The organism is Comamonas aquatica, from assembly GCF_018064205.1.
Lineage (GTDB): Bacteria > Pseudomonadota > Gammaproteobacteria > Burkholderiales > Burkholderiaceae_C > Comamonas > Comamonas aquatica.
Window position 1 is genome coordinate 1,196,339 of record NZ_CP072916.1, and the last position, 13,225, is coordinate 1,209,563.

The 13,225-nt window shown below is 63.0% G+C and carries 14 protein-coding genes; 11 read left to right on the plus strand and 3 right to left on the minus strand.

Annotated elements, in window-relative coordinates; all coding sequences use genetic code 11:
- Positions 1–291: 291 nt before the first annotated feature.
- The 3 genes from KAQ61_RS05705 to KAQ61_RS05715 all read left to right on the plus strand — a co-directional run bounded on the left by KAQ61_RS05705 (position 292) and on the right by KAQ61_RS05715 (position 3,932).
- Complete coding sequence (locus KAQ61_RS05705) at positions 292–747, plus strand: Lrp/AsnC family transcriptional regulator (RefSeq protein ID WP_042412621.1); 456 nt, start codon at positions 292–294, stop codon at positions 745–747.
- 122 nt (positions 748–869) lie between these two features.
- Positions 870–1,088, plus strand: a complete 219-nt coding sequence (locus KAQ61_RS05710) for a hypothetical protein (protein WP_045266649.1) — start codon at positions 870–872, stop codon at positions 1,086–1,088.
- A 708-nt stretch (positions 1,089–1,796) separates the two neighbouring features.
- Positions 1,797–3,932: a TonB-dependent receptor gene (locus KAQ61_RS05715; RefSeq protein WP_210930740.1), complete on the plus strand. Its 2,136-nt coding sequence runs from the start codon at positions 1,797–1,799 to the stop codon at positions 3,930–3,932.
- Between the two features lie 231 nt (positions 3,933–4,163).
- Here the strand turns inward: KAQ61_RS05715 and KAQ61_RS05720 are convergent, their stop codons facing one another.
- Positions 4,164–4,967, minus strand: coding sequence for an anti-sigma factor (locus tag KAQ61_RS05720; RefSeq protein ID WP_210930741.1), 804 nt, complete (start codon positions 4,965–4,967; stop codon positions 4,164–4,166).
- A gap of 18 nt (positions 4,968–4,985) precedes the next feature.
- The gene (locus KAQ61_RS05725) at positions 4,986–5,561 is read right to left on the minus strand and encodes an RNA polymerase sigma factor (protein WP_210930742.1); all 576 of its coding nucleotides are present in this window, start codon (positions 5,559–5,561) and stop codon (positions 4,986–4,988) included.
- Positions 5,562–5,793: 232 nt separating this feature from the next.
- On the opposite strand from KAQ61_RS05725, the gene KAQ61_RS05730 reads away from it, so the two are divergent.
- The gene (locus KAQ61_RS05730; protein ID WP_210930743.1) at positions 5,794–6,387 is read left to right on the plus strand and encodes a ferritin-like domain-containing protein; all 594 of its coding nucleotides are present in this window, start codon (positions 5,794–5,796) and stop codon (positions 6,385–6,387) included.
- 70 nt (positions 6,388–6,457) lie between these two features.
- Complete coding sequence (locus KAQ61_RS05735) at positions 6,458–7,012, plus strand: DUF3455 domain-containing protein (protein ID WP_210930744.1); 555 nt, start codon at positions 6,458–6,460, stop codon at positions 7,010–7,012.
- Positions 7,013–7,145: 133 nt separating this feature from the next.
- Here KAQ61_RS05735 and KAQ61_RS05740 read toward each other — a convergent pair whose 3' ends face one another.
- Positions 7,146–8,096 (minus strand): LysR family transcriptional regulator, encoded by a 951-nt coding sequence (locus KAQ61_RS05740; protein ID WP_210930745.1) that lies wholly within the window; start codon positions 8,094–8,096, stop codon positions 7,146–7,148.
- A gap of 100 nt (positions 8,097–8,196) precedes the next feature.
- Here KAQ61_RS05740 and KAQ61_RS05745 point away from each other — a divergent pair, with 100 nt between their 5' ends.
- The 6 genes from KAQ61_RS05745 (at position 8,197) to KAQ61_RS05770 (ending at position 13,224) form a co-directional block, all read left to right on the plus strand.
- On the plus strand, positions 8,197–9,171 hold the full coding sequence (locus tag KAQ61_RS05745) for a Bug family tripartite tricarboxylate transporter substrate binding protein (protein ID WP_210930746.1): 975 nt from the start codon (positions 8,197–8,199) through the stop codon (positions 9,169–9,171).
- 47 nt (positions 9,172–9,218) lie between these two features.
- Complete coding sequence (locus KAQ61_RS05750; protein WP_210930747.1) at positions 9,219–10,052, plus strand: substrate-binding domain-containing protein; 834 nt, start codon at positions 9,219–9,221, stop codon at positions 10,050–10,052.
- Between the two features lie 359 nt (positions 10,053–10,411).
- Entirely contained in the window at positions 10,412–10,735 is a 324-nt protein-coding gene (locus KAQ61_RS05755) for an ArsR/SmtB family transcription factor (RefSeq protein WP_210930748.1), read from the plus strand.
- Positions 10,736–10,746: 11 nt separating this feature from the next.
- The gene (locus KAQ61_RS05760; protein ID WP_210930749.1) at positions 10,747–11,247 is read left to right on the plus strand and encodes an ArsI/CadI family heavy metal resistance metalloenzyme; all 501 of its coding nucleotides are present in this window, start codon (positions 10,747–10,749) and stop codon (positions 11,245–11,247) included.
- Between the two features lie 6 nt (positions 11,248–11,253).
- Positions 11,254–11,766 (plus strand): arsenate reductase ArsC, encoded by a 513-nt coding sequence (locus tag KAQ61_RS05765; protein ID WP_210930750.1) that lies wholly within the window; start codon positions 11,254–11,256, stop codon positions 11,764–11,766.
- A gap of 168 nt (positions 11,767–11,934) precedes the next feature.
- On the plus strand, positions 11,935–13,224 hold the full coding sequence (locus KAQ61_RS05770; protein WP_043378037.1) for an arsenic transporter: 1,290 nt from the start codon (positions 11,935–11,937) through the stop codon (positions 13,222–13,224).
- Position 13,225 lies beyond the last annotated feature (1 nt).

The window sequence follows — 13,225 nt, forward strand, 5'->3', positions numbered from 1 at the left end:
GCGCAGGACGCCTTGGCGCGGTCTGCGGCAGGCACCAACAAAAAGGCCGATCTGCGAGGGGTATTGCAGATCGGCCTTTTTGCACAGTGCGTTCAGCGTGGGTCACATGGCCACGGGCAAACGGTAAATTGCCTTGGCGATGAAATGGCGTTCCACATCGCCGGTGGGCGTTGCTTCCATGCCTTGTAGTGTGCGTGTGGCTCCGCAAAAAATGCTGCTGTCCTGCTATGAAATTCGAATGTTTTCGGAAAAAAAAGCTGCATTTGATGAAGTTGCAGCAAAATTTGCTGCATGGATAAAATTGATCGGAAAATCCTTGCTGTATTGCAAGGCAATGCGCGCGCCAGCCTGCAGGACATCGGCCAGGCGGTGGGGCTCAGCGCCTCGCCCTGCTGGACACGCATCAAGCGCATGGAGGACGAGGGTGTGATCGAGGGCTATACCGTGCGCATCAACCCCCAGACCCTGGGGTTTGCCGACACGGTGTTGTTGATGGTCACGCTCAACAGCCACAGCGACAACACGCTGGAGAAGTTTGGTGAACAGTTGGCCACCATCCCCGAGGTGGTGGAGGCGCACCTGGTCTCGGGCACCTACGACTACCTGCTGCGCGTGGTGGTCAAGGACACGCGCGATTACGAGCGCCTGCTGCGTGAAAAGCTCTACAAGATCAAGGGCATCCAGCACAGCCAGTCCATGTTTGTGCTGCGCACGCTCAAGCGCACCGAATTGCCGCTGGGCGGGTGAGGGGATGCACGCCTGCTGCGTAAGTGTTGCCCCTTGATCTGGCGATGGTCGGCAGCATCTAAGGCACACTGCAGGCGTGCGCATCCTGCAGCCTCTCCCGCTTACCACTGACCCAGTCCCTTATGAAAACCATCGATGAAATGCTGAACCTGGATCTGCTGACACAAGAGCAGCACGGTGCCATCAGCGCCTGGATTGCACGCTCTGCGTCGCCGGATGACATCCTGCAGATGCCGGCCCCCCTGTGGCAGGCCGTGGAGCGTGCCAGCGAGGTGATGGGCGTGAACGAGGACCTGCTGCGTGTCCCCGTCCTGGATGCCGGCGGTGTGATGGAGGTGTGAGCCGCCAGTGCCGACCTGCCCGCTGCAGGCATGGCGTATGTCCCAGATGTCGAGGATTGGGCGTCTGCTTGGGGCCAGACACAGACAGCGAGCTCTGTTCTCGAGCATTGCGATTGCAGCATCCCAGATGCAGAGTCCAATTTGAAGAGCGGATGTCAAAGCCTGTCGCCGGTCATCGCTATGGCTGATTGGCATGTGTAGGTTCAGACGTAGTAGGTTCACTGCTGCGAAAGTAACACTGTCTGCCATGTTGCACCTATCAGTGACTTCTTTCTCGGCCAGATAGAGATCGGGTAATTCGTGGAGCGGATGACCTCGATAGGACCCCCAAGTGGTTGTCTAAACATGTCCTGAACCATTCCTCGGTGTCAGGTTCTCGTGTGGTGTGGATTAGCTCTGCAACCTGCGGGCGCGATTACCTGCCTTTCGCTGTTGGCTATGTATGGCTGTGCACAGTCAGGACTAGGCGGCTGTGGACATGATCTTTGCAGCGTCAGTCACGTTGATAGTGATGTTTTCCCCCTTAGAGGTGGCCCTGCTGCGTTCAGCCGCCGAACTTCCATCTGCAGCGCACACAAGCACATCACTGTGGTGCGCACGCGACGAATTTGCCTTTTGATTTAAGTTAAATCTTATTGAGATTGATTGTTGTTTACATTAACGCTCTTTCATTTTCAAGGGCTGATACAGCCCAGAGGGAAGCGCGTGATGACGCACAACAAACCAAGCCTGCAGCAGGGCGCAAGCAAGGGACAACGCGGCGGGCTGCACCCTGTGGCAGCACTGGTACTGCTGGCATTGCCCAGTCTGACCCAGGCCCAGCAGGACGCGGCCGAAGACATGGCGGCCTTGCCGGCCGTGCAGGTGAAAGCCTCGCAGTACGACGCCGACGATGTGCGCCCAGAAGGGGTGACCACGGCGACCAAGACCTACCTGGCGCCCAAAGACATACCGCAGACCATCGACACGCTGGAAGTCAACAAGTACAAGAGCTACGGGATCAACGACCTGGCTGTGATGCTCGACGGCGTTCCCGGCGTGAACACCAACTACGACATGCGTGGGGAGGGTGTGATGATCCGCGGCTTCAGCGCTGACGCCGGGGACATTTACCGGGATGGCATCCGTGAATCGGGCCAGGTGCGCCGCAGCACTGCCAACGTGGAGCGCATCGAAATCCTCAAGGGACCGGGCTCAGTGCTGTACGGTCGGGGCGGGGGCGGGGGCATCATCAACCTGGTCAGCAAGCAGGCCCGTTTTGACGCCAAAAGCAGCCTGACCTTGCGCGGCGGATCCTGGGAGAACTTCGGTGGAACCATCGACATCAACCATGTGGTCAATCCGAATGTGGTGGTGCGCCTCACCGCCGATCGCGAGCAGGCGCACAGCTTCCGCAGCGGCATTCGCAACAAGAACGAGATGATCTCACCCAGCATCCTGGTGGACACGCGCACCGGGCTGCGCTGGACGGCACAGTACACCTACGACAACGTCTGGCGGGTGCCCGACCGTGGACCGTCGTACGAAACGCTGCCGGCCGGGGTGTCCATCCGCAACGGTTTCCAGCATCCGGGCGACTATGTGGAGGACCGTCTGCGTGTGGCTCGCTCGGACCTGAGCTATGACTTCAACGACGACTGGAGTGTGCGCTGGGTGGCCAGCCAGCGGGAAGCCGATCAGGACTTCGACCACTACTTCGCCGGTACGTACAACGCGGTCACCGGGCTGATCCGCCCGAATTACGCCTGGCAGCAAACCCAGAATCGCACCACCTCCAATACGGTGGACCTGTCCGGCAAATTCCAGACCGGCAGCATCGGGCATGAGCTGCTGGTGGGCGTGGAGGTCAGCGAGGAGCTGCGCCGGCCCAAGGTCTATGGCACGGTGGCGGGATCGTTCACCTACGATCCGTTCAACCCCAATACCGGCGCTTGGCCGGCCAGGCCAGTCCGCGTCGCCCCGACGCAGAACAACCGCCATGAGGGGGAGACGCAGGCCGTGTATTTTCAGGACCTGATCAGCCTGACGTCCCAGTGGAAGCTGTTGGCGGGTTTGCGCCACGATCGCTTCAAGTTCCACTCGACCAACTACGTCGCGGGGTTCCAGCGCGGCTATGAGGGGTCATCTACCAGCCCCCGCGTTGGGGTGGTTTGGCAACCTGTTCCCAGCCAGAGCCTGTATACGTCCTACAGCAAGAGCTATTCGCCCTATGGTGGGCGCGGCACCATTTCGGTGGACACCGCTGCGACGGCGGTGTACGACGACCAGCCGCAGCATTCCCGCCAGGTCGAGGCAGGCCTCAAGAGTGACTGGCTGGATGGTGCCTTGTCGACGCAGCTGGCCGTTTACCAGCTCGAGCACTACAACATCCGCTATCGCCCCGATGCCACCAACCAGCCCACCGTGTGGGCGATTCGTGGCAAGGAGCGCTCGCGGGGGGTGGAACTCAGCGCTTCGGGGCGCATGGCCCCCAGCTGGTATGTGCGCGGTGGCGTGGGCCTGATGAGTGCCAAAGTGGTCGAAGACCAGCAGGCCCCCGCGAATGTTGGCCTGGATCTGCAGAACACCGCCAAGCGCAATGGCAATTTGTTCGTGCGCTACGCACCGTCCGGCGCCTGGTACGGGGAGCTGGGGGTGACCTACACCAGTGCCCGCTGGAGCAATGCGGCCAACACGGCGCGCCTGCCGGGCTATACCCGCTGGGATGCCCTGGTGGGCTGGCGTGCAGCCCCCTGGACGGTGACGATGGCGGTCTCGAACCTGCTGGACACGGAGTACTGGCGCTCCAACGCCATGCCCGGTGCGCCGCGCACGTTCCTGCTGAGTGCGAACTACCAGTTCTGAGTGCACATCAGACACGGATGCGCTACGTGGCGCATCCCCACAAGCCTGGTGCAATCCCAAGCGGCCAGGCTTTTTGGTTGGTGCCAGCTTCAAGCGCCATCAGGCCTCCGTGTGCGTACGGTGAGGGCATCGGCCAGTCGGTGGCGGTGGCTTGTGGCTGGTCAACAGGATCTGCCCGTGCCCAGCTGGAATGTGCTGTGCTGGGCAACTTTCGGTGCGGGCACCGCGTCATCAAAGCTCGCGGCGGATCAGCGTCCCCTTGAACAACACCGGTCCTGTCGGCCCCATGCTGCTGGGAACGCCGCCCTTGGGTTCCAGGCTGATGGCCAGCGCCGGGATCGTGTGCACATCCTGTTCTTGGGCTTTGAGCTCGTCCAGCTTGCCCTGGCCCAGGACGCCCAGGGACCGTGGTGCGCCTTGCAGTGGCAAAGCCCACAGTTGCAAGGACTGGTTGTCGGCTTCCTGGAATCCCCCCACGCGCTGCAGCACGAGCTGCTCGTGCCGGGCATCAAATGTCACCAGCACCGAGGCATCCGCCTTGGTATCGGCCAACACCGCCACATACCGGATCTGTGGCGTCGCCTGCAAGGCCGCCTGTGTGCTCTGGAGCTGCGTTTGCAGCAAAGCCAGCTGCTGCCGTGTGCTGTGCTGCAGGCCCTGGTGCGACCACAGTCCCAGCGCAACCGCTGCCACCGTGGCAAAACTGCCGGCCAGCGCCCAGCCTCGCCACCATGTCAATGCGCGCGCCGCCTGCCTGGACGTCGTGGGCTGGCGCTGCGTGCTCCACTGGGCATTCGACGTCTCGGCTTGCACCAGGTTGTGGATGCGGGTCCAGACCGCTGCATCGGGCATGACAGGCGCTTGGACTTCCGAGAAGGCCGACCAGCGGCCCTGCCACAGCAGTGCCGAAGCGCGCACTTGGGGATACTCCCGGGCGAGTTGCTCAAAACGCCGGCGTGCGCCCCCGCGCAGGCTGCCCAGCGCGTAAGCGGCCGCCAGTTGGTCAAGCAGTTGGGGATTGCGTGTCAGGTTCATGGGTGGGGCTCCTGGGGCTCACACATGGCGCGCCATGCACTTGCGCAACTGCTCCAGGCTGCGGCGCATCCATGTCTTGACCGTGCCCAAAGGCAATTTCAGGTAGCTGGCCAGTTCGCTGTGACTGAGATCCTTCAGGTATGCCAGGCTGACCACCTGGCGCTGGGCATCTTCCAGGCGCTGCATGCACTGGTGCAGCACGGCAGCCTGCTCACTGGCTTCGACCAGTTGCAGCGGCCCTTGCGCCTGCGGGTCTTGCGGCAACTCCTCTATGTCTTCGATCGGAACGTTCAGGTGCAAGCGCTCTGCACGGCGTCTGCGCAAAAAGTCCAGGGCTCGGCTGCGCACCAGCATGCCCATCCACGCCAATGGCGGACTCAGTGAGTCGCGGTAGGTCCCGGCATTGCGCCAGATGCCCAGAAAGCTGTCTTGCAGCACATCCTCGGCCCACTCCTTGTTGCCCACGATGCGCAGTGCCAGGCCATACAGCCGCGAGGCGGTCTGGTCGTACAGCTGCTTGAGCGCCGCCTCGTCCCGGGCGGCTATGCGGTCAAGGAGTTCCATCAGTTGCTGGTCCGGTGTGGTGGCGTTCATGCCGCCATTGTGATGAGAAGCACCTGCTTGTTGGGGCGCTGTTGCATTGCCGCCAACGCAGCTTGCAGGCCTTGTCTTTGGGCATATACGCAGCATCCGGATGACTGGATGCAATTTCAGCCGAAATTAAATAATTTTTAAAAACTTGAATCCAAGGATGCCGTGGCTGCGTATTCCCAACGTCGAACACAGCAATTCGTCGACACAGTCCCACCGTCAACAAGGAGCCACCATGAGCCGAAATTTGTTTGAAGACAGTCTCTCTCCGACAGCCTCGCGGCGAGGATTTTTGGGTGCTACGGGCAGCTTGTCTGCCGTGGCGGTTGCCATGCTGGCCGGCAACGAAGCCCTGGCGCAGGGCATGGGCAACGATCCCGCCAAGGACGTCGCCATCCTGAACGTGGCGTTGGGGCTGGAGCATGAAGCCATCAATGCCTACCAGTTGGGCGCGGGCAGTGGCCTGCTGCAAAAACCTGCACTGGATGTGGCCCTGCTGTTCCAGAGCCACCACAAGGGACACCGCGACGCACTCGTCGCCACCATCCAGAAGCTGGGGGGCAGCCCGGTCGCCGAAGCGCCGTTGCAGACCTACGCGGAATCGCTGAAGGCCGCCACGCTGAAAAGCCAGGCCGACGTGCTGGCGCTGGCGGCCAGGCTGGAGCTGGGGGCCACCAATGCCTACCTGGGCGTTATTCCCGCGTTCGAGCACCGTGATCTGGCCAAGGTCGCAGGCCGCCTGGCGGCCGATGAAACCATGCACTACACCGCGCTGGTGTCGGCGCTGGGCCGTTCCTTGCCAAGCAATCCCTTGTCCTTCGGCGGCTGACAGGCTGCTTTCCTGCACCCGGCCGACCGGCCGGATGCCTTGATTCACTTCATCGTTCCAGGAAATCATCATGCAAAAGCAACGTGTACTCGTTTTGGCCACCCTGGGCGTATCGGCCCTGATCCTCAGCGCCTGTGCACCCATGCAGCGGCATTCCACTTTTTCGCAGGCGCAATTGCCAGCACCTGTGCAGGTGCCGGCTGGTCATCAAGTGGTCATGGAAACCGTGGGCGTGGGCCACATCACTTATGAATGCCGCGCCAAGAAAGACATGCCCAGCGAGCACGAATGGGTCTTTGTGGGCCCCGATGCCAAGCTGCAAACCCGCGGCGGTGAGGTGATCGGCAAATACTGGGGGCCGCCTGCGACGTGGGAGAACAACGATGGCTCCAAAGTCACTGCCACGCAGGTCGCGGTCTCGCCGGCCGGGGCGGGCAACATTCCGCTGCAACTGGTCAAGGCCAATCCAGCCAGTGGCATGGGCGCCTTGCAGGGGGTGACGTACATCCAGCGCGTGGCGACCAAGGGCGGTGTGGCGCCCAGCATGGCTTGCGGGGCAAGTAGCGTGGGCAGCAAGCAGGTCATGCCGTATCAGGCGGACTATATTTTCTGGAAGGCGTCCTGATCGTCCGCGCCCGCGGCGCATGTTCTAGGGTCCAGCCCGGGCGTGCGCCGCAGGGCTGTTGCACGCGAAGAACCTACCGCGCTTGCACCCGAATGGCTGGGGTGCGAGGCAGAGCGTGCAGAACGATCTGCATTCATCTCGCTTTTGCGGGTGCTGTGCGCTCAGGCGCCATGCTCACTGCCTCGGGCGTAGGCAGCAATTCTTGCTGCAGGTGGGTGCGAAAGGCCTGGGCCGAGGGGCCCAGCACCCTGTCGCGGCGCAGCAGGAAACCCAGCGTGCGCCACAGATCGGGTTCTGTCAGCGGAATGGCGCACAAATTCGGGTGGTCTGGCCGCAAGGCCAAATAGGGAATGGCACTCAGCCCCAAACCGGCCTCCACCAAGGCCAGGGCGCCGGCCACGTGGTTGCACTCGTACCAGGCCACGGGTTGGTGCGGTAGTTCGGCCATGACCTGGTCCAGCAGCAACCGGTTCCCGCTTTTGTGCGACACCGACACCAGGCGCTGGCCTGACAGTTCGGCCCAGTGGATATGGGGGCGGGCGGCCCAGGGGTGGCTGCGCGGCATGGCCAGCATGTAGCGTTCCCGTGTCAGGGCTTCAAACCGCAGCGACGATTCCTGGCTGCCGGTGAAGCTGATGCCGAAGTCGGCATCCCCTTTGAGTACGGCGTCCAGCACCTGGGGGGCACTTTCATCGATGACATGTACCTGGACGTCGGGCTGCTGTACGGCAAACTTTGCCAGCAGGTTGGGGAGCAAATTGATGGCCACGGACGGAATGCAGGCGATGGACACGCGCCCGCGGCGCAGTTTTTGCTGGTCGTTCACGCGCTGGATGGCCTCTTCCAGGCCCGCCAGGGCGGCCCGCGCCTCTTGCAGGAACTCCTGGCCAATCGCCGTCAATTCCACGTGCCGGGTGGTGCGTTCCAGCAAGCGTGCTCCCACGGCGGCCTCCAGGCGTTCGACGCGACGGCTCAATGCCGGCGGCGACAGGAACAGGGCATCGGCAGCGTGGCGGAAGCTGGCTTTCTCAGCGGTCACCACAAAGGCAATCAGCTCGCCCATGTCGAATTTGATGCGTTGCATGCAATAGTCTCTTTATAAATTGCAATTCACAGAATATTTTCCTCTGCCTAGGATGCGGGCTTTTACAAAGCCGTCAAAGCCCGGCAATTCTGGAGACAAAATGAAACGACGCACATTGCTTGCGAGCGGTGCCCTGGCCGCAACTGCCTGCCTTGCCACGAACCTGGCGCATGCGCAGGACTTTCCGCCCAAGAAAGCTGTGACCTTGATGGTGGGGTTCGCTGCAGGCGGCTCGGCCGACATCGCCGCCCGGGTGATCGCCAAGAAACTCGGCGAAAACATCGGCCAATCCGTGATCGTGGAAAACAAGCCCGGTGCCGGCGGTAACCTGGCCCATGGCCAAGTGGCGAATGGCCCTGCGGACGGCTCCATGCTGCTGTTTGGCTCCATCGGCCCCTTGACCATTTCTCCCCACTTCATGAAGGTCAGCTACGACCCGCTCAAGGATTTGGTACCGATCACGATGGGGGTGACCTTCCCGAATGTGCTGGTGGTGCCGGCCAGCACCGGCATCAAGAGCATGGGCGAGTTTGTGGCCAAGGCCAAGCGTGAACCGGGCAAGCTGGACTTCGCCTCCACAGGCCCAGGCTCAGCTGCGCATCTGGCGGGCGAGTTGCTTAATGATGTCGCCAAGATCGATACCGTGCACGTGCCGTACAAGGGCGGGGCGCCTGCGCTGCAGGACGTGCTGGGTGGGCGCGTCACATCGTTCTATGCGGCGCCACCCACGGCGCTGCCGCACATCGAATCGGGCAAGCTGATTCCGCTGGCCACCACGGGCCTGAGCCGGCCTGCCTACGTGCCGAATGTGCCCACTGTGGCCGAAAGCTACCCAGGCTTCAATGCCACCAACTGGTATGCCTTCGTGGCTTCCGCCAAAACGCCCAAGGCCTTGCTGGACCGCTGGAACACCGAGCTGGTCAAGGTCTTGAACACCCCCGAGGTGCGCGACAACCTGCTCAAGCACGGGCAGACCGCAGCACCAGGGACGCGCGAAGAACTGGGCAGCTTCATCGCCGCCGAGCATGCGAAGTGGGGCCGCATCATCCGCGAGCGCAAGATCTCAGCCGATTGATGGTCTGCAGCGACAACGACAACTGACAACAACACAGGAGACATTCCATGCACACCATCGCTCACAAGCATGCCGTATCCCGGCGTGGCGCTGTCCGCACCTTCCTGGGCCTGCTGGCGGGCGCGGGCCTGGCCGTCAGCGCCTTGTGCACCACGGTCGTCCATGCCGCGGAAATCCGGGTGGTGACCTCCGGCGGGTTTTCGGCCGCATACGACCAACTGATCCCGCTCTACGAGCAGGCCACAGGGCACAAAGTGATCACCTCACGTGGCGCCTCGATCGGCAATGCGCCCGATTCCATCCCCAGCCGCCTGGCGCGGGGCGAGCAGTTCGATATCGTGATCCTGGCCGACTCGGCCCTGGACCAGTTCATTCAGCAAGGCAAGGTGAAAACCGGCAGCCGTGTGGATCTGGCGCGCTCCATGATCGGCATGAGCGTGCGCAAAGGCACGCCCAAGCCTGACATCAGCAGTGTCGAGGGGCTCAAGCAGACCTTGCTGGATGCGAAGTCGATCGCCTATTCCGCCAGCGCCAGCGGGACCTACCTGTCCAACGAACTGTTTCCACGCTTGGGTGTGGCCGAGCAGATCAAGCACAAGGCCACCAAGATCTATAGCGAACGCGTGGGGGCCGTCGTGCTGCGCGGGGATGCTGAAATCGGCTTCCAGCAGGTCAGCGAACTCTTGCCATTCAAGGAGCTGGAGTTCGTCGGTCCTTTGCCTGAGGAAGTTCAGCAGCGCGTCTTCTTTTCCGCCGGGGTCGCTGAAGGTGCTGCGGACACAGCCGTGGCCTCGCATTTGATCCGCTTCCTAGCCGCGCCCGCTGCGGCACCCATCGTGCGCAGCACTGGCATGGAGCCCGCAGCCGCTGCGGTACGTTGAACCCAGGGCTTGGCGGAAGGTGAGCCGCTCGGGTTGTGCCGCCCGTGACGACTGTCCTAGCCGGCCATGCGCCCGTCAATGGCGGGCACGCTGACCATCTGTGACTTGCACAGGTGGTCAGTTTTTTTTGGGGGGGGGGAGGAGGAGACTGCATGCTATCGATTTTCGTAGCAAGCACGGCTCGAACAAAAAGGCGTTGCGCTAGTTTGCAGGGTCGTGAGGAACATCCCTGTCCTCGTCGCCGGTGTGCTGTCCCAAACCCTGTGGTGTTGGGTCGCTGCACGGCATGGATGCTGGCGCCGGGATAGCAGGCAGTTTTTTATAAATCAATGATTCAACAAATGTTGTATTATTGGCTGATGCAAGAAGCACAAGTCATTCGATCCCTGGCGGCGCTGGCCCACGAGGCACGCTTGCGCGTGTTCCGGGCGCTGGTGGTCGCAGGCCCCGAGGGGCTGACGCCCAGCGCCTTGGCCGAACAGCTGGCAATCGCTCCCAATGCCCTGTCGTTCCACCTCAAGGAGCTGTTCCACGCCGAGCTGGTCAGCCAGGAGCGCCTGGGTCGCAATGTGCTGTACCGGGCCGTGTTCCCTGCGATGAACGGTTTGCTCGCGTACATGACCGAAAACTGCTGTCAAGGCGCGGTCTGCACGCCGGCCGGGGCCGCGTCCTGCCACTGCTGAAGGAGCTCACGATGCAACGCTTTCATGTCCATCTGCACGTCGATGATCTGGCCCAGAACATCGCCTTCTACACCCGGTTGTTTGGCGCAGAACCCACGCGCGTGGAGCGCGACTACGCCAAATGGATGCTGGAGGATCCGCGTGTGAACTTCGCCATTTCCACGCGCGGCCACCACCCGCCGGGTCTGGACCATCTGGGTTTCCAGGTGGATGCGAGCGAGGAACTGGCCGAGCTCAAGGCACGTGCGCAGGCAGCGGACATGGCGGTGCTGGACGAGGGCAGCACCACCTGCTGCTACGCACGCAGTGACAAGCACTGGATCACCGATCCCCAGGGGATCGCCTGGGAGCATTTCCATTCGTTGGAAAACATTCCGGTCTTCCACGAAACATCCGACGCAGCGGCCACGAACAGTGCTTGCTGCGCCCCAAAAGCGGCAGCACCTGCACCGGCTACCACCACCAGTTGCTGTGCTCCCCGCTCTGGCTCCAACCCATCGACCTGTTGCTGAGATTCCATGACTTCTGCTCAACCATTGAATGTTCTGTTCCTGTGCACCCACAATTCGGCGCGCAGCATCTTGGCCGAGGCCTTGCTCAACCATCTGGGGCAGGGGCGTTTTCAGGCCTTTTCGGCCGGCAGCAGCCCGCGCGCCAACCAGCAGCCCAACCCCTTGGGCCTGCAGGTGCTGGAGCGGGCCGGCATCGCCACGCAAGGGCTGCACAGCAAGAGCTGGGAGGTGTTTGCCGCACCTGGGGCGCCCCACATGGACCTGATCATCACGGTCTGCGACAGCGCGGCGGGCGAGGTCTGCCCGATCTGGCCCGGCCACCCCGCCACGGCGCACTGGGGCTATGCCGACCCTTCCGCCGGCGACGGCAGCGATGACGCCAAGCTGGAGGCCTTCCGTCAGACCCTGCACCTGATGCGCCAGCGCCTGGAACTGTTGGTCCACCTGCCGGCGGACAAGCTGGTGCGCACGTGCCTGCAGGGCACGGCGCGCGCGCTGTCTGCCCCAGCCAGCCCCTAACCGGTCGCACGGCTGAAGCAGCGTTCCGAGCGGTCATGCCTCCATATGGGAGGAATGGGTGCCCATGCGGAACACTGCGCGGCCGGCCCGGTCCGTTGACCGGCGGTTCCCGATTCCCGGCACCACGATGGTGGTGTCTCGTTTGTTTTTCTGAAGAAGCCCTGCACCATGCTCACGGCCATCCTGATCTTTGTTTTCACCCTGGTGCTGGTCATCTGGCAGCCGCGCGGCCTGGGCATCGGCTGGAGCGCTTCCATCGGCGCCGCCATCGCGCTGCTGCTGGGCGTGGTGCACCTGGGCGACATTGCCGTGGTCTGGGGCATTGTGTGGAACGCGACGGCCACCTTTGTCGCCATCATCCTCATCAGCCTGCTGCTGGATGAGGCAGGTTTCTTCGAATGGGCGGCCTTGCACGTGGCCCGCTGGGGGGGCGGGCGGGGCCTGCGGCTGTTTGCCTTCATCGTGCTGCTGGGAGCCGTGGTGTCGGCGCTGTTCGCCAACGATGGCGCCGCGCTCATCCTGACGCCCATCGTCATGGCCATGCTGATGGCGCTGGGCTTTTCCCCGGCGGCCACGCTGGCCTTCGTGATGGCGGCGGGTTTCATCGCCGACACCGCCAGCCTGCCACTGATTGTGTCCAACCTGGTCAACATCGTGTCGGCCGACTTCTTCCAGATCGGATTCAACGCCTATGCGGCCGTGATGGTGCCGGTCAACATCGCCTCGGTGCTGGCCAGCCTGGTGGTGCTGATGCTGTGCTTTGGCCGCAGCATCCCGGCCCGGTATGAGCTGGCCCAGCTCAAGGCCCCGGCCGATGCCATCCGCGACCCGGCCACCTTCCGTGCCGGCTGGGTGGTGCTGGTGCTGCTGCTGGTCGGCTTCTTTGGTCTGGAGCCGCTGGGTGTGCCGGTCAGCGCCGTGGCGGCGGTGGCGGCGGCGCTGCTGCTGGCGGTGGCTGCGCGCGGCGCGGTCATCAGCACCCGCAAGGTGCTGCGCGGCGCGCCCTGGCAGATCGTCGTGTTCTCGCTGGGCATGTACCTGGTGGTCTATGGCCTGCGCAATGCCGGGCTGACGGATGAGCTGGCCGGCTGGCTGGACTGGTTTGCGCAGGGCGGCATCTGGGGCGCGGCCCTGGGCACCGGGCTGCTGTCGGCGCTGCTGTCGTCGGTCATGAACAACCTGCCCACGGTGCTGATCGGCGCCTTGTCCATCGATGCCTCCAGCGCCACCGGGCTGGTCAAGGAGGCCATGGTCTACGCCAACGTGATCGGCTGCGACCTGGGGCCCAAGATCACACCGATTGGCAGTCTGGCCACCTTGCTGTGGTTGCATGTGCTGGCGCAAAAGGGCCGCACGATTGGCTGGGGCTACTACTTCAAGGTGGGCGCGGTGCTGACACTGCCGGTGCTGCTGGTCACGCTGTCGGCCCTGGCCGTGGTGCTGGGCGCACGGGCCTGAG